At 50.0% G+C, this 15,720-nt stretch carries 19 protein-coding genes; 15 read left to right on the top strand and 4 right to left on the bottom strand.

Annotated features, from left to right (window positions below; genetic code table 11):
* Positions 1–22 precede the first annotated feature (22 nt).
* From HER31_RS13250 to HER31_RS13240, 3 genes are all read left to right on the top strand, one after another.
* Positions 23–478: a copper chaperone PCu(A)C gene (locus tag HER31_RS13250; protein WP_168661091.1), complete on the top strand. Its 456-nt coding sequence runs from the start codon at positions 23–25 to the stop codon at positions 476–478.
* Positions 479–548: 70 nt separating this feature from the next.
* Positions 549–1,220: a TIGR04219 family outer membrane beta-barrel protein gene (locus tag HER31_RS13245; RefSeq protein WP_168661089.1), complete on the top strand. Its 672-nt coding sequence runs from the start codon at positions 549–551 to the stop codon at positions 1,218–1,220.
* Between the two features lie 108 nt (positions 1,221–1,328).
* Positions 1,329–1,493, top strand: coding sequence for a DUF2986 domain-containing protein (locus HER31_RS13240; protein WP_168661087.1), 165 nt, complete (start codon positions 1,329–1,331; stop codon positions 1,491–1,493).
* Positions 1,494–1,573: 80 nt separating this feature from the next.
* Here the strand turns inward: HER31_RS13240 and tolC are convergent, their stop codons facing one another.
* Complete coding sequence (tolC, locus tag HER31_RS13235) at positions 1,574–2,884, bottom strand: outer membrane channel protein TolC (RefSeq protein WP_168661085.1); 1,311 nt, start codon at positions 2,882–2,884, stop codon at positions 1,574–1,576.
* A gap of 190 nt (positions 2,885–3,074) precedes the next feature.
* On the opposite strand from tolC, the gene HER31_RS13230 reads away from it, so the two are divergent.
* From HER31_RS13230 to HER31_RS13175, 12 genes are all read left to right on the top strand, one after another.
* A complete protein-coding gene (locus HER31_RS13230) occupies positions 3,075–3,680 on the top strand; it encodes an NUDIX domain-containing protein (RefSeq protein ID WP_202983559.1) in 606 nt (201 codons plus the stop codon).
* A complete protein-coding gene (locus HER31_RS13225) occupies positions 3,650–4,132 on the top strand; it encodes a DUF1249 domain-containing protein (RefSeq protein WP_238786831.1) in 483 nt (160 codons plus the stop codon). Before HER31_RS13230 ends, HER31_RS13225 begins: the two co-directional genes overlap by 31 nt.
* Positions 4,129–4,953 (top strand): 3',5'-cyclic-AMP phosphodiesterase, encoded by an 825-nt coding sequence (gene cpdA / locus HER31_RS13220; RefSeq protein ID WP_238786830.1) that lies wholly within the window; start codon positions 4,129–4,131, stop codon positions 4,951–4,953. Before HER31_RS13225 ends, cpdA begins: the two co-directional genes overlap by 4 nt.
* Positions 4,954–5,020: 67 nt before the next feature.
* Positions 5,021–5,617, top strand: a complete 597-nt coding sequence (locus HER31_RS13215) for a YqiA/YcfP family alpha/beta fold hydrolase (protein WP_168661078.1) — start codon at positions 5,021–5,023, stop codon at positions 5,615–5,617.
* A gap of 55 nt (positions 5,618–5,672) precedes the next feature.
* A complete protein-coding gene (gene parE / locus HER31_RS13210; RefSeq protein ID WP_168661076.1) occupies positions 5,673–7,562 on the top strand; it encodes a DNA topoisomerase IV subunit B in 1,890 nt (629 codons plus the stop codon).
* Between the two features lie 9 nt (positions 7,563–7,571).
* Positions 7,572–8,681 carry a PQQ-dependent sugar dehydrogenase gene (locus HER31_RS13205; protein ID WP_238786829.1) on the top strand — a complete coding sequence of 370 codons (1,110 nt, stop codon included), beginning with the start codon at positions 7,572–7,574 and terminating at the stop codon, positions 8,679–8,681.
* A 5-nt stretch (positions 8,682–8,686) separates the two neighbouring features.
* Positions 8,687–10,942: a DNA topoisomerase IV subunit A gene (parC, locus tag HER31_RS13200; protein WP_168661074.1), complete on the top strand. Its 2,256-nt coding sequence runs from the start codon at positions 8,687–8,689 to the stop codon at positions 10,940–10,942.
* A 56-nt stretch (positions 10,943–10,998) separates the two neighbouring features.
* On the top strand, positions 10,999–11,646 hold the full coding sequence (locus HER31_RS13195; RefSeq protein WP_168661072.1) for a CatA-like O-acetyltransferase: 648 nt from the start codon (positions 10,999–11,001) through the stop codon (positions 11,644–11,646).
* Between the two features lie 120 nt (positions 11,647–11,766).
* On the top strand, positions 11,767–12,492 hold the full coding sequence (locus HER31_RS13190; protein WP_168661070.1) for a 1-acylglycerol-3-phosphate O-acyltransferase: 726 nt from the start codon (positions 11,767–11,769) through the stop codon (positions 12,490–12,492).
* Between the two features lie 32 nt (positions 12,493–12,524).
* The gene (rraB, locus tag HER31_RS13185; RefSeq protein WP_168663341.1) at positions 12,525–12,887 is read left to right on the top strand and encodes a ribonuclease E inhibitor RraB; all 363 of its coding nucleotides are present in this window, start codon (positions 12,525–12,527) and stop codon (positions 12,885–12,887) included.
* Between the two features lie 95 nt (positions 12,888–12,982).
* The gene (locus tag HER31_RS13180) at positions 12,983–13,132 is read left to right on the top strand and encodes a hypothetical protein (RefSeq protein WP_168661068.1); all 150 of its coding nucleotides are present in this window, start codon (positions 12,983–12,985) and stop codon (positions 13,130–13,132) included.
* Between the two features lie 11 nt (positions 13,133–13,143).
* The gene (locus tag HER31_RS13175; protein WP_168661066.1) at positions 13,144–13,293 is read left to right on the top strand and encodes a hypothetical protein; all 150 of its coding nucleotides are present in this window, start codon (positions 13,144–13,146) and stop codon (positions 13,291–13,293) included.
* Here the strand turns inward: HER31_RS13175 and HER31_RS13170 are convergent.
* The 3 genes from HER31_RS13170 to HER31_RS13160 are packed head-to-tail and all read right to left on the bottom strand — an operon-like array spanning position 13,282 to position 15,692.
* Positions 13,282–13,782 carry a GNAT family N-acetyltransferase gene (locus HER31_RS13170; protein WP_168661064.1) on the bottom strand — a complete coding sequence of 167 codons (501 nt, stop codon included), beginning with the start codon at positions 13,780–13,782 and terminating at the stop codon, positions 13,282–13,284. The two genes, HER31_RS13175 and HER31_RS13170, sit on opposite strands and share 12 nt — an antisense overlap.
* Complete coding sequence (locus HER31_RS13165; protein ID WP_168661062.1) at positions 13,782–14,726, bottom strand: sensor domain-containing diguanylate cyclase; 945 nt, start codon at positions 14,724–14,726, stop codon at positions 13,782–13,784. The genes HER31_RS13170 and HER31_RS13165 overlap by 1 nt, the downstream gene beginning before the upstream one ends.
* 3 nt (positions 14,727–14,729) lie before the next feature.
* On the bottom strand, positions 14,730–15,692 hold the full coding sequence (locus HER31_RS13160) for a response regulator (protein ID WP_275060703.1): 963 nt from the start codon (positions 15,690–15,692) through the stop codon (positions 14,730–14,732).
* Positions 15,693–15,720 lie beyond the last annotated feature (28 nt).

The raw sequence follows: 15,720 nt of genomic DNA, 5'->3' as shown, positions 1-15,720 counted from the left end.
TCAGTTTAAAGGATGAACTGCAATGATTAAACGTTTGTTTGAATTTTCGGCATTATCGGCAATGTTGATTGCCAATGCATGGGCAGGAGCGATTACCGTGTCCGCGCCAACAGTTCGGGCGATGCCAGCCAGTGTGCCTAATACCGCTGGATATGTGCAGCTTACTGCAACTGAGCAAGACGATGCCTTGCTGTCAGCCCGTTGTGAGGGCATTACCGTTACTGAGCTGCATACTTTGCTAATGGAAGACGGCATGATGAAGATGCGGCCAGTGGACGCCATCCTACTTCCTCACAACCAATTGATTGAGTTAGAGCAGGGTGGTTATCACTTGATGATGATGGGGCTGCAGCGGCCGCTGACGATAGACGATACCGTTTCGTGTCAACTCAGCTTTAAGCTGGCACCACCGCAGATGGTCGATTTCACTGTGCGGCGGATGGGTAAGCCCGCCGAACATCACCATCACCACCACTAAGATTTTTCTCAGCGGTTTATATTAAAACCAATGACTTACTAACAAATGATGTAACAAGGACATAATTCACATGCGCATAAATAGCTTAGTTGCAGCGTTCGTTTTGGCCGGTGCTGTTGCCGTGCCTGCACAAGCCGATGTTTTGGGCGTAAAGGTTGGCTTGGATATCTTCAGCACCAGCACCGACGGCAGTTTCGCCAATGCCGATGCTGACTTTAATGATGAAACTCACTTTAGTGGTTACGTCGCGTTTGAGCACCCAATTCCACTGCTGCCAAACGCCATGGTTCGCTATACCGATCTGAGCGATAGCGATAATGGCAGTAAACTGGATTTGAGCAACGCCGATTTGGTGCTCTATTATGAGCTGCTGGATAATCCTGCGCTGGAGTTAGATGTTGGTTTGGATTACCGAATCTACATGGGTGAAGCCGACGCTGCAGATATGTTAAAGAGCAAAGACCTCGATGAAGGTGCGCTAATGGGTTACGTTCGTGGCCGCTTTAACCTAATTGGCACTGGTTTGTTTGCTTACGCTGACATCGTTGCCACCGATTACGACGACAAAGCCATCAGCGATTACCAACTGGGTGTTGGCTACACCTTTGGTTTGGTGCCACTGATTGATATGACTGTTAAGGCCGGCTTCCGCGAGCACAGCTTTGATGTGTCTAAATTCAACGGTATCAGTGCTGACGTTACTCAGGACGGTTGGTTTGGTGGCGTAGAAGTCGCATTCTAAATCGCTATAGCAGTGAGAAAAAGAGGCGCCTTAGGGCGCCTCTTTTGGTTGCAATTTCAGCACCTCTGACTACACTGTGCGCTTTTCAAATGTTGTCCGGCGGCGAAGATGAATCGTAAGAAGAAAGTGAAACAAACGCTGCTAAAGCAGGTTAAGAAGAACAAAGCTAAGTTGGCACCAAGCTCTAAGCCAAAGTACATCTCCAAGGCGGATCGTGAAGCCATCGCTGTTGAAGCCGAAGAGCACAATGTTGTCGATGACAATATTACCTAGCATGCTCGATAACGAGCACCTAAACGCAAAAGAGCCAGTCGATTGACTGGCTCTTTTCGTATCCGCGGTTAACCCATCAATTAGCTGGCAGGGCGTAAGCCTTTATTGATCATTTCAAGATCCGCTTCAGCTAGGGTGCCGGCGGCTTGCTTTAGCGCCAATACTGAGATGATGTAGTTGTAACGAGCGTCAGCCAATTGCTGTTTCGCGCTGTACAGCTGCTGGGTTGAGTCCAGTACATCAACGATGGTACGCGTACCTACTTCAAAACCGGCTTCGGTCGCTTTCAGTGCGCTTTCTGCAGAAACTACAGATTGCTCGAAGGCGCGAATGGAGCTGATTGAAGAGTTAACGTTGTTCAAGCTAGCACGAGTGCTACGAACCACGCTGCGATGAGTTTCTTCCAGCGATTGCTGCGCAACTACGTAGTTCGATTTCGCTTCATCTACCTGACCGGTAACACGGAAGCCAGAGAAGATTGGGATAGAAACGTTAATGCCGATGTTGCTGTAGTTGCCCTCTTGGGAACTAATATCATGGCTGAAGGTATCGTTGTAACCAGCAGAGAAGCTGATGCTTGGCATGTGGCCAGTACGAGCCAAATTGATCTGCTCTTTAGCAATCTCAACACTCAGGCGGTTGATCAACAACGCAATGCTGGACTCTTCAGCAATGGTTTGCCATTGATCGTGACTGGTTGGTGTTGGTTTGCTTGGGCTGAAGCGCTCGGTATCAAGGATGTTGAGATCCTTATGGGCCATACCAGTGATTTCGCGCAGCGCTTCGAAGTTATTTTCGAGCGAGTTTTGTGCGCCAATCTCGTTTGCTACTGCTAAATCGTATTGAGCTTGTGCTTCATGTACGTCAGTAATGGCGGTTAAGCCAACGGCAAAACGCTGCTTGGTTTGTTCCAGCTGACGCTCAATCGCGCGCTTGTTGGCTAAAACAAACTCGAGGTTGTCTTGAGCTGACAATACATCAAAGTAAGCTTGAGCTACGCGCACAATAAGATCTTGCTTGCTGAAATCAAAGTTTAACTCTGATTGCGCAGCCGATTGCTTGGTAATACCTAAATTAACGTAGTTAGAGTGGTCGTAGATACTCTGAGATAAGGTGATAGAGCCGGTGGTGCTATCCACTTCAGAAACGGAATCAACACTGCTGTCGACGATATCGCTGTATCCTAACGAGGCATTAATCTGTGGCAGTAAATTGGCGCGAGATTGGCCAATGCGTTCGTAGGCCGCTTCACGACTGTAATCTGCCTGAAGCAGTACTGGATCTTTAGTCAGCGCAAGCTGATAGATCTGCATCAGATCATCCGCTTGAACGGCGCTGGTGGAAAGAGATAAGCCGATCGCCAAACAGGCAGAACGCAATTTGAAATCCATGGATCTTCCTTAGAGTTTGTAACAGTACTACGCCTTTTAGTCGGCATAACAACTTAAATAAGTGCCTGAATGGGCAATGGTAACTCAAGTAAACTTAAGTTGACCCTAACGAGTCATACAATACTACCAAACAATTGTAACATAGTACTCTGATTAGCTTAGGCTATATCGATTACCACAAGGGAAGATGATGGCTAGTTTTACCCAGCAATTTAGCTCAGCAGATGTGAACGTTGAACAGGTTGATACCGCCTTTAACGGTTTTTTTCGGTTAGACAAAATAACCTTCCGCCATGCGTTGTTTGCTGGCGGCATGAGCGACATCACGACCCGAGAAGTATTCGAACGCGGCGATGCGGTAGTTGTACTCGCTTACGATGCCGATATCGATACCGTCGTATTGGTAGAACAGTTGCGTATTCCGGCGCTGCGGACTGCGGCGAATCCGTGGCAACTGGAACTGGTAGCTGGCATTGTCGAACCGGGTGAATCAAAGGCAGCAGTTGCTCGGCGCGAATTGCTGGAGGAGTCTGGCTTGGTTGCCAACAGCTTAACCAAACTCTGCAGTTATATGCCCAGTCCCGGTGGCTGCAGCGAACGCCACACCCTCTACTTGGCGAATGTGACCATCAGTGACCAACAACAACTGTTTGGAGTTGCAGCAGAGCAAGAAGACATTCGTCGGCACCTATTTAGTCGTACCGAAGCCCTTGCGATGGTGGAGCAGGGCGTTATCGATAATGCGCCTACTATTATAGGGTTACAGTGGTTAGCACTGCATCACTCATCATTATGAAGCAGCGTTACTCACCAAAAGTGGCTGAACTGTTAGCGTTGTGCACTCGCAACTACGCGTCATTACAACGGTTATTAACCCAAGCGAGGCGGGTCAATGGGGAGTTAGAACGCTTCCATTGGCACCATAAAACGCAAGCGATAACCATCGAGCTAGCGCTGTGCGAGCAAACCAAATATACCGAGGTTGTTAAACTGACTCGGCATGATGAATCGACCAAACATCTGGATGCCCCTAGCATTGATTTACGCCTTTATCACGATGCCCAGCTTGCAGAAGTGTTAACTGGGCAACATTTTTCGAGATTCCTTCCGGTCTATCCTTATCCAAATGCGTCAATGCTACAGCGCAACGAAAAATTTCAGGTTAATCTATTTGTCACTGAACTACTGGGCCAGTTCCAACACCGGGATTGGTTGTTGATGACCATACAGGAGAGTCGTAAGTCTTGAGCCACACCAATCGAACTATCTCACCACTCGCTGATGATGGCAGTGTATTGCTAGCACAAGTTAGTGATCCGCACCTATTTGCGGATCGAGATAACGTATTTTTGGGGATCAACCCATACGACAGCTTTGAGGCCGTAGTAGACGAGTTACACGGTATTGATGGTTTAGATTCGGTGCTTGCCACCGGTGACATCAGTCAAGATCATACCCCTGGCGCTTACCACCAGTTTGCGCAGATGCTGGCGACGGTTAACGCGCCGAGCTATGTCTTACCGGGAAATCACGACCTTCCACATTTGATGAAAGCGCTGTTGGTTGGCCCTAAGGTCACCTGTGGTCGTCGTATCGTTGTTGGTGATTGGCAGATCTTAATGCTCGACTCGACCATTAAAGGCAAACCCGCAGGGCATATGAGCATTGATGAGCAAGCGTGGTTGTTAGATATGCTCAAAACTCATCAAATGCATACCTTGGTTGCGCTGCACCACAATCCTATTGCTACCGGCTGTACTTGGCTTGATCAGCACAGCTTGGATAATGGCAGCGAATTCTTGGCGCTGTTGTCGCGCTTTGACCATGTTAAAGGGGTTATCTGGGGGCACGTTCACCAAGAGATGGATCTGACCTATAAAAACATTCGCTTGATGGCTGTGCCATCAACCAGTATTCAGTTTTTGCCCAACAGCCATAACTTTGTGCTCGACACCAAGCAACCTGGCTTCCGTTTGCTGCGACTGCACCCCGATGGTAGCATCGAAACTGAAGTTAAGCGCTTGAACAGTGGTCGATTTAATCCAGATGGTAGTGCCACTGGTTACTAATACCTAGTTACTTAGATTGGTATAATCGTTGAGTCAGCGCCCCCTTAACCAATGAGAATGCTGATCAATGTTTTTATATCTGCACGGTTTTAATAGTGCCCCAAGCTCGCTCAAAGCGCAGCAAGCTAAAGATTATCTGGCTGAACACTACCCCAACGAACCGTATGCGTTCCCGCAGCTAGCCACCACACCTGATGAAGTGAAGGCACAGATAGTGCCATTGGCCTCCGCCGCGCTTGAAGCGGGTGAGCCGTTGCGATTGATGGGCAGTTCGATGGGTGGTTTTTTCTGCACCTATTTGCTGGAAAATTTGACAACTAAATACCCTCAAACCGAGATAACTGCGGTGTTGATCAACCCTGCAGTAAACCCTTGGGCGCTAATGGATGATATCCTAGGCGAACACACCAACCCCTACACCAATGAGGTGTTTCAGGTTGAGCATCAACACGCAGAACAATTGGAGTTGATGAATACCGCTAATATTCGCCACCATGGTGCTTATCGAGTGCTGTTACAAAGCGGCGATGAGGTACTGGATTATCGCTTAGCCGTTGCTAAGTACGGCCAAAGCCAGCTGCATATCGAGCCCGGTGGCGATCACAGCTACCAAAATTTTGCCGCTCAGCTGCCCCAAGCTTTTGCCTTTTTAGGGCTAGCTTGAAGCTAAACAATACGCCTCGTTAAGATGGTTAATAAAAACACAATTGGAATAATTGATGAGCAATCAATATACCTCGGATGCCATTGAGGTTCTCAGTGGTTTAGAGCCAGTGCAGAAGCGCCCTGGCATGTACACTGAAACTGCCCGCCCGAATCACCTTGGCCAAGAAGTAATCGATAACAGTGTCGATGAAGCACTCGCAGGCCATGCTGATGATATCCAAGTTATCTTGCGTGCTGATCAATCCCTAGAAGTGATTGATAACGGCCGTGGTATGCCGGTCGACATTCACCCAGAAGAGGGCGTACCTGGAGTCGAGCTGATCTTAACTCGGCTGCACGCCGGTGGTAAGTTCTCCAACGATAATTATCAGTTTTCTGGTGGTTTGCATGGAGTCGGGATCTCAGTGGTTAACGCGCTGTCGAAGCGAGTTGAGATCAAGGTTCGCCGCGATGCGCAGATGCATGAAATGGCGTTTGAGCATGGCGATAAGGTCAGTAACCTCGAAGTTACCGGCACTGTTGGTCGTCGTAACACCGGCACCAGCGTACATTTTTGGCCAGACCCAAAATACTTCGACTCCGCCAATTTTTCGGCCAGTCGCATGGCCCATGGTCTGCGCGCTAAAGCGGTGCTATGTCCTGGCTTGCGTATCCGTTTCGACAACAAGGTCAACGGTGAACGTCACGAATGGCATTATGAAGCGGGCTTAAAGGATTACCTTGTTGATGCCATTAAAGAGTGGCCTAAACTGCCAGAACAACCTTTTGTTGGTGAGTTTAGCGGTAACAATGAAGCGGTTGATTGGGCGGTCTTGTGGTTGCCTGAAGGCGGCGACAGCATTGGTGAAAGCTACGTTAACCTAATTCCGACAGCGCAGGGGGGGACGCACGTTAACGGCTTCCGCCAAGGTTTGTTGGAAGCGATGCGCGAATTTTGTGAGTTTCGTAACCTACTGCCGCGGGGTATTAAACTTGGGCCCGAAGATATCTGGGACAAAGCCGCTTATGTGCTGTCGACCAAAATGCAGGATCCCCAATTCTCCGGCCAGACCAAAGAGCGTCTGTCGTCGCGTCAGGCCAGTGCCTTTGTGTCGGGCGTGGTACGGGATGCCTTTAGTCTGTGGTTGAATGAACATACCGACCAAGCTGAGCTGCTGGCAGAGTTGTGCATTAACAACGCGCAAAGCCGACTGCGTAAGGCCAAGAAGGTCGCTCGTAAGCGAGTGACTTCAGGCCCTGCATTGCCAGGTAAGCTAACCGACTGTTCGGGCCAAGATGCCTCCAAAGGTGAGCTGTTCTTGGTAGAGGGCGACTCCGCTGGTGGCAGTGCCAAACAGGCGCGAGATAAAGAGTTTCAAGCGATCATGCCGCTGCGCGGTAAGATCCTCAACACCTGGGAAGTGGATGCCTCGCAGGTACTGGCGTCACAAGAGGTACACGATATTTCGGTGGCCATTGGCTGCGATCCTGACTCAGACGACCTAAGCGGTTTACGTTACGGCAAAATCTGTATCTTGGCCGATGCGGACTCCGATGGTTTGCACATCGCGACGTTGCTGTGCGCGCTGTTTATGCGTCACTTCCGCAAGCTGGTGGAAGATGGCCATATCTATGTTGCCATGCCACCGCTGTTTCGAGTTGATGTTGGCAAAGAGGTGTTCTATGCCCTTGATGACAGCGAGCGCCAAGGCATTTTGGATCGCATCACCGCAGAGAAGAAACGCGGCAAGGTGCAAGTGACTCGATTTAAGGGCTTGGGTGAGATGAACCCAGGCCAGTTGCGCGAGACCACCATGGACCCTAATACCCGTCGCTTGGTACAGCTTACCGTTGATGATGGCGAAGCAACCCTAGCGTTGATGGATATGCTGCTTGCTAAAAAGCGCGCAGGCGATCGTAAAAGCTGGTTAGAAACTAACGGTGATCTGGCTGAATTGGACTAGGAGATCATTATGTGGGCAAGGCTTGGATGGCTAATTATCGCGTTTACCTGCACCGCGATGGCGACGGAGGTTGAACCGCCCAAGGCGGTTTATCACGCTAAGCTGCAGCACGGTTTTCAGCTAGAACTGTACGTTGATGGTGTCGCTAATGCCCGCCAAATGGCGTGGGGCAATGACAACACGCTGTACGTTGGCAGCCGCAAAGAGGGTAAGGTCTATGCGGTCTACGACCGTGACCAAGATGGACGCCCTGAAACCGTTACTGAATTTGCCTCTGGGTTGAATATGCCCAGCGGCATTGCAACACATAATGGTTCGCTCTATGTGGCCGCGGTTAATCAAATCATTAAGTATGACTTGAGTGCTCTGAACGCCAGCGCGAAGGTGGTGTACGATCAGCTCCCTAGCGACGGTCATCACGGCTGGAAGTTTATCCGCTTTGATAACCAAGGGCGGTTAATCGTACCAATTGGTGCACCCTGTAATGTGTGCGATGAAGCACTGCCCTATGCCAGCATTTACGCCATCGATTTAGATAAGGGTGAGCGGCAGTTATTAGCCCAAGGGGTGCGCAATTCCGTTGGCTTCGACTTTCACCCACAAACCAACAAGCTTTATTTTTCCGATAACGGCGCTGACATGATGGGCGATGATATGCCCCCATGTGAGATCAACCGATTAGACCAAGTTGGGAGTCATTTTGGCTTTCCATATTGGCACGGTGGTGTGGTTGAGGATGGCCGTTTCACTATTCCTGAGGCACTGCAGGGAAAGATGGTGGATCCTATTGCTCGCCTGCAGGCACATGTGGCTCCATTAGGGGTTGAGTTTTATCGGGGAAGCCAGTTCCCCGAACCATGGCAGGGGGCGTTATTGATTGCCGAGCATGGCAGTTGGAATCGCTCCAGTAAGGTCGGTTATCGCATCAGTGCGTTGACCTTTGATGGCAGTGATAACAGCGGTTACCGTGTGCTGGTGGATGGTTGGCTTGATGGTCAAACACCATTAGCTCGCCCGGTCGCCTTCTTGCCTCACCCCGACGGCAGTATTTTAATTTCTGATGATTATCAGGGCCGGATCTATCGGCTCAGTTATAACTCCGGCATCGCCGGCAAGTGAGAACCATGACAGATCTGAGTGATATGAGCTTAGACGGCGTCGAGCAACAACCGCTGCGCCAATTTGCTGAACAGGCATACCTTAACTACTCCATGTACGTAATCATGGATCGCGCCTTGCCGCACATCGGTGATGGCCTAAAACCGGTACAGCGCCGGATCATCTATGCGATGAGTGAGCTGGGGCTCAGTGCGACCGCTAAGTACAAAAAGTCAGCTCGTACCGTTGGTGATGTGTTGGGTAAGTACCACCCTCACGGTGACAGTGCCTGTTATGAAGCGATGGTTTTGATGGCGCAGCCGTTTACCTACCGTTATCCGTTGGTCGATGGCCAAGGTAACTGGGGCGCACCGGATGATCCTAAATCCTTTGCGGCAATGCGTTACACCGAATCGCGTCTGTCACGCTTCTCTGAAGTGCTGTTGGCGGAATTAGGCCAAGGTACGGTGGAGTGGGGGCCTAACTTCGATGGCACCCTCAAGGAGCCGAAGCTGCTGCCGGCTCGTTTGCCTCATATCTTACTTAATGGCATTACTGGTATTGCGGTTGGTATGGCTACCGATATTCCGCCACACAATGCCCGAGAGATTGCTAACGCCTGTGCGTTGCTGCTGGAAAAGCCAAAGGCTGAACTGGCAGAGCTGATGGAGTTCGTGCAAGGCCCGGATTACCCAACTTCAGCGGAGATCATCACGCCGCGTAGAGATATAGAGAAGATCTATCGCACCGGCAAAGGCTCAGTACGGATGCGTGCTATCTACAACGTAGTGGATGGTGAAATCGTGGTTGATGCGCTGCCGCATCAAGTTTCTGGAGCCAAGCTGATTGAGCAGATTGCCAGTCAGATGCAAGCGAAGAAGCTACCAATGGTGGCGGACTTACGTGATGAGTCTGATCATGAAAACCCGGTACGGCTTGTCATTGTGCCGCGCTCTAACCGCATCGATCTTGAACAATTGATGGCGCACCTGTTTGCGACCACCGATTTGGAGAAGAGTTATCGCGTTAACATCAATATGCTGGGACTGGACAATCGTCCCGGTGTACGTGATCTGAAATCGATTCTTGTGGAATGGTTAGAGTTCCGCACTAATACGGTTCGTCGTCGTTTACAGTATCGTTTAGACAAGGTTTTGGCGCGCCTACATATCCTAGAAGGTCTGTTGGTTGCCTTCCTCAATATCGACGAGGTGATTGAGATCATCCGCGGTGAGGATGAACCAAAAGCAGAGTTAATGCGACGCTTTGAGCTATCAGAGAAGCAAGCGGAAGCGATCCTTGAGATTAAACTTCGTCAGCTGGCCAAGCTCGAAGAGATGAAGATCCGTGGCGAGCTCGACGAGTTAGCTGCGGAACGAGACAAGCTGCAACTTATCTTGTCGTCCGAACGTCGCCTTAAAACTCTAGTGAAGAAAGAACTGCTCAAAGATGCGGAAACCTATGGTGATGATCGTCGCAGCCCGCTGATTGAACGCGGTGAGTCTAAGGCGATGACCGAGCAAGAACTGACCCCTGCAGAGCCGGTAACGGTAGTGATGTCTGATAAAGCATGGGGCCGTTGTGCCAAGGGCCACGAGGTTGATCCTACGTCTCTATCTTACAAAGCCGGTGACAGTTACATGTCTCATGCTCGTGGCCGATCGAATCAGCCGGTAGTGTTCCTTGAGAGCTCTGGTCGAGCCTATACCACCGATCCACATACCTTGCCGTCGGCACGTTCTCAGGGGGAACCGCTGTCAGGCCGCTTTAACTTGGTTGCCGGAGCGCGCTTGGAGCACGTGGTAATGGCTGCTGATGATGACATGTACCTGATAGCGACGGATGCGGGCTATGGCTTTATCTGTCAGCACAAAGATTTGATCAGTCGTAATAAGTCAGGTAAAGCGTTGCTCACCGTACCTGCTGGGGCGGAAATTCTACAGCCACAGAAGATCAGCAACGATGGTTCTGAGCGATTGCTGGCGGTCACAACTGAAGGGCGGATGCTGCTATTCCCACTGTCACAGTTACCAGTATTGGCTAAAGGTAAGGGTAACAAGATTATCGGCATTCCTGCCGAACGAGTGAAGCAGCGCGAGGAGTTCGTCAAGCACCTGATTGTGGTGCCTGAGACTGCCCAAGTTACCCTGTGGGCTGGCAAGCGTAAGCTGACGTTGCGTTCGAGCGATCTTGACCACTATGTTGGTGAACGTGGGCGCCGCGGCAACAAGCTGCCTCGTGGCTTACAGCGTGTCGATAACGTCGAACTTGAGCTCGACTGATAGGTAATTTTGGCAGCAACTGTCTTGAGGTGGTTGCTGTCTATTAAGGAATCGTTGTGAAGTTGATCGATATGGCTACTTGGCCACGGCGAGAGCAGTTCCAGCTCTACCTGCAGCTAGATTTTCCCTATGTTGGTTTATGTGCCGACGTTGATGTTACTGCGCTACTGGCTCATTGTGATGCCCATGGCATCAGTAGCTACCGAGCCATCATCTACGCCATTCTGTTAGTAAGCGATGAGTTGCCATGGCTACGCCAGCGTATTCGCGATCAGCAGGTCGTCGAACACGACAAGGTCAACGCTGGCATTACCGGCTTGAGCGAGCAGCAACAACTTCGCTTTAGTCGTATTCCGTTTGCGCCAAGCTGGCCTGAATTTGATGCCAAAGCTAAACAGGTAGCGGCAGAGATTAAGGCCAGTCAAAGTCTGTTTAATGCCAGCATTGATGAATATGAAGATGCGGTGATCTACCTGTCCTGTATGCCATGGTTACGGTTTACCCAGTTTACCCACCCCGTGCCGATTAAACCTCATTGCTCGATCCCGCGTATGGGCTGGGGCAAATACGATAAACAAGGCGAGCGCACCGTGATGCCACTTTCATTGCAAGTACACCATGGTATTGCCGATGGCCTGCACCTAGCAGACTTTTATCGACGCCTAGAGCAACGTTTCGCCACGCCGGAACAGTGGTTAAGCTAGCTAGTGTAAAGTTTATTCACCGCTATCAAAAACTTGAGCGCACATCTGTAGCCTAAACGTATTGCTCCTTTGACAAGGCGGCTCTATACTGAGCGCCCGTTTTTGTCTGAGGATACGTTTGTGCTGACTTTGATCCGAGGCCTGCTGTTGGTCTTGTTACTTATGTTGTTGTTTGTTGGCACCATGGTGATGTGTATCGTACGGCCATTCCACCGAGATAACGTTCATCAAGTGGCACGCTGGTTTGGCCGAGTAGGACCATTAGTTGGCATTAAGCTGCTTAAACGTGGACAAGAGAATCTCTTGCCCGAGCAGCCAGTAGTTTACATTGGCAACCACCAAAACAACTTCGATCTGTTTACTCAGGCATCGATGGTTCCGAAAAGCACCGTAAGCATCGGTAAAAAAAGTCTCAAGTGGATTCCATTTTTCGGTCTAATCTATTGGTTATCTGGCAATATTTTGATTGACCGGAAAAACAGTAGCAAGGCGCGAGGCACCATCGAAAACGCCACCAATAGCATTCGTGATGATGGTTTATCGGTGTGGGTCTTTCCTGAAGGCACTCGCTCCCGTGGTCGAGGTCTGCTGCCATTTAAAAGCGGCGCCTTTCACACCGCCGTAAGCGCAGGTGTGCCTATTGTCCCGGTATTGGCGTCCTGCCAAAAAGACATCAACATGGGTAAATGGGACAACGGCACCATTATCGTTGAAGCAATGGCGCCGATAAGTACTGAAGGCATGACTCGCGAAGATGTGAGAGAATTAGCCACACGAGTGCAGCAACAGATGGCCACTCGCTTAGAAGAAATTAATGAGGAAGCGCGACAATTAAGCGCGGCCTAAGTAGCCAGTAATACGTTAGGAATGCAGCGATGATGACAGCTGATCAACTGATTAAAGAACAGCAGATGGAAACCCGCGAGATTGTGCAGGCGCTGCTGGAAGATGGCTCTAAAGAAGACGCAATCTATAGCATTGAACACCACTTCGCTTCGGAAGACTTTGACGCGCTTGAGAAGGCCGCGGTTGATGTTTATAAGGCGGGGTTTGAAGTGGAAGATGCCGAAGAGATTGAGTTGGAAGATGGTGATATCGCTTACTGCTTCAGCGCCGTAGTGGACCACGAGCTGAAGGTTGAGCGGTTAGATAAAGACTGCGCCCAGTTGATCGCCTTGGCAGAGAAGCACAAAGTATTGTACGACGGTTGGGGTACTCACTTCGTCGAGCAAGGTGAGTAATTAACAACGATTACCCGGTAACAGAAGCAGCCTTAATGGCTGCTTTTTTGTACCCAGCCTATACTCATGCAAGGTGAAACTAGTGGAGCATTGGCATGGACTACAACGGACCAGAACGAAGAGGTAAAGATAGGCGCTGGCAGATCCAACGTACTATTTCACAGCGCTGGGAAAAAGCTGGAGTTGATCGTCGCGTTAAGGGGCCGGGACGACGAGATGAAGACGTTTTACGGTTACCAATCTAAAGGGGTGCTTGATGAGTTATATGGGACCTGAACGTCGCTTACAGCCGCGACGAGTACAACTTGAGCGGCGTGGTGATACACGTTGGCAAAGCGAGTTGGTCGACCGTCGCTTTAGCCCTGGGCGCCGTACCAGTGATGCGCCCAAAACCCTAACTCGGTAAGGCTTTCTGCCAGATGGCCACGTCATACCAACGTTCAAACTTAAAACCGACCCGGTGCATCAATCCCACTTTTTCGAAACCGAACGAGCGGTGCAGTTGCGCGCTGGCGTCGTTGGGCTCAGTAATGATTGCCAACAGCTGTTGTATGCCCTGACTTTTTAGACGCTTAAACAGTTGCGGGTAGAGGCGCTTAGCAATACCGTGGCCATGATGCTGCGGGTTAACATAGATAGTTACCTCAGCACAGAAGCGATAGGCGCTACGCGGTTTATAGTGGCCACCATAGGCATAGCCGACCACCTCGTTATCGATTGTGGCCACTAACAACGGGTGGCTTTGCTGAATTGTCTCTAATCGCTGTGAGAATAGCGTCAGTGGCAACGGCTGCTCCTCAAAGGTTGCACTGCTATTGATAATGGCATCATTGTAGACAGCCAGTAATGCCGCGGCATCATTGGCGACATAGTCACGGATAATGATCTGTTTCATTACACCATCGTTAGCCGATTACGGCCTTCATTTTTGCTGCGATATAACGCTTGGTCTGCTAGTTCAAACCACTGCTTTGGTGACGTTAGAACCTTGCGGAAACCACATACCCCTAAACTCACCGTTACCTTCAGTGGCGGCTGCAGGTCAAACACCATCTGCTCTACTGTTTCACGTATTCGTTCTGCCAGCAGCTGTGCTTGAACAGGTGAAGTTTCGGTCAGTATAATGACAAACTCTTCGCCGCCATAACGGGCAATGCAGTCACTTTTTCTTAAGCAACTTTTGAGCAGATTAGCGAGCCCAACCAAGACCTTATCGCCGACCGCATGGCCGCGTTGGTCATTGACCAGCTTGAAATTGTCGATATCTAGAACCACCAGACTGCTGGATTGATCGTAGCGGCTACAACGGTGAAATTCACGCTCCAACAACGACTCCCATTGACGTCGATTAGTGAGCCCGGTGAGTCCATCGACCTGACTCAATTGCTCTAAGCGATCATTGGCACTGGTCAATTTCATTCGATCTTGCGCTTGCACGCTGACGTCATAGATAACCAATGCCGCATGGCTGATATTGCCGTTACTGTTCTTGAGCGGTTGGATAGTCATGTTTTGGTGCATCTTTTCCAAGCCACCGGTAATGGGCCTCGAGTTAGCAAATGAGAAGACCCATGGACGTTGCTCCCATACGGTAAAGCTGCGACTCTCTAGCAGGAAAGCGGACTCTAATTTGCTCAACAACCATTGTTGCGGTAGCTCAGGAAACCGTTCAAACAACGATTGCTCTAGTACATCGTTGCTTAGTACGCCCGAGTGGTTCTCCATAAACCCGTTCCATAGCTTTACCTTGTAGTCGCGATCGATAACGACCAAGCCAACTTCAATTCCTTGCAGTAGCTGTGTGAGCCAATGCAGTTGTTCAAATTCATGGTTGTCCAACGGTTATTCCACCAGGTACTTAATGTTGCGCTCAAGCCGGGGCAGGCTGGCATACGGGAATAGGATAAGCAGATCGCAGACGATCTGATGCTCTGCTAGACGGTAGCTGATCTCGACTGCTAGAGTTTGCTCGTCGAAACGTTCCGATGGTAACTCAGACAAAACTACCGGATGACTTTGGCAAAAGGGGATGTTGAGCTGTGCTGCGAGTCCGGTAAGAAATGAGGCAAACAGAATGTTGGCGGTATCCATCTGGATCTCCAACCGCGACTGCTTTGAACTAACATCATTGATGCCCATCAGTTGGCCCATGCTCTTATAGCTCCCCTCCTGCAGCATCAGCAACGCCTCGCCACTGATGCCATCACCAATGAAGCCTTGTGAGATCACTTGCAGATCTTGGTCATCGACTGACGGCAGTAGGATCATCTTCATCTCGCCTCTGTTGAGGCGGCGAACTTTAGGGATTGGCAAGTCAACAAAGGTACCCAACACCTGAGCAATACTGGCACCAGCCTTGCCCATGGCCACGTTGCAGATTTCGCGTAGGGCGTCATCGTAATCGACGGTAATATCGGTATCCGAAGACAATTGGCCGGTTTGGTACAGTTGATGAGTCTTCAACAGCACGAGAATCTCGTCTGCTTTGGATGGCTTTTTTAAGAAGCCCAGCGCGCCAAAGTCTAATACTCGGCGCAGCGCTTCCTGTTGAATGTCTGCTGAGCAGACAATGACTTTAGGAGCGATAGCGACATGTTGGAGTTGCTGCAATACGCCGTAGCCATCAAGCTCTGGCATGTTGAGATCCAAAAATATGAGATCAAATTTGGTGGTGCTGATCTGCTCTAAGGCATCAACCCCGTTTACCGCAAAGTGCACTTCAGCTTGCCAATCCTTTGGCAAATTGCGTTGTAAATGTTTCCGCGCCATTGCGGAGTCATCACAAATTAAAATCTGTAACGTCAAGTATTTAGTTCCAAAATTGCATAAATTA

The organism is Ferrimonas lipolytica (assembly GCF_012295575.1).
In the GTDB taxonomy this organism is placed as follows: domain Bacteria; phylum Pseudomonadota; class Gammaproteobacteria; order Enterobacterales; family Shewanellaceae; genus Ferrimonas; species Ferrimonas lipolytica.
Note: the sequence above shows the minus strand (reverse complement) of the source record. Positions and strands in the feature narration are given on the sequence as shown.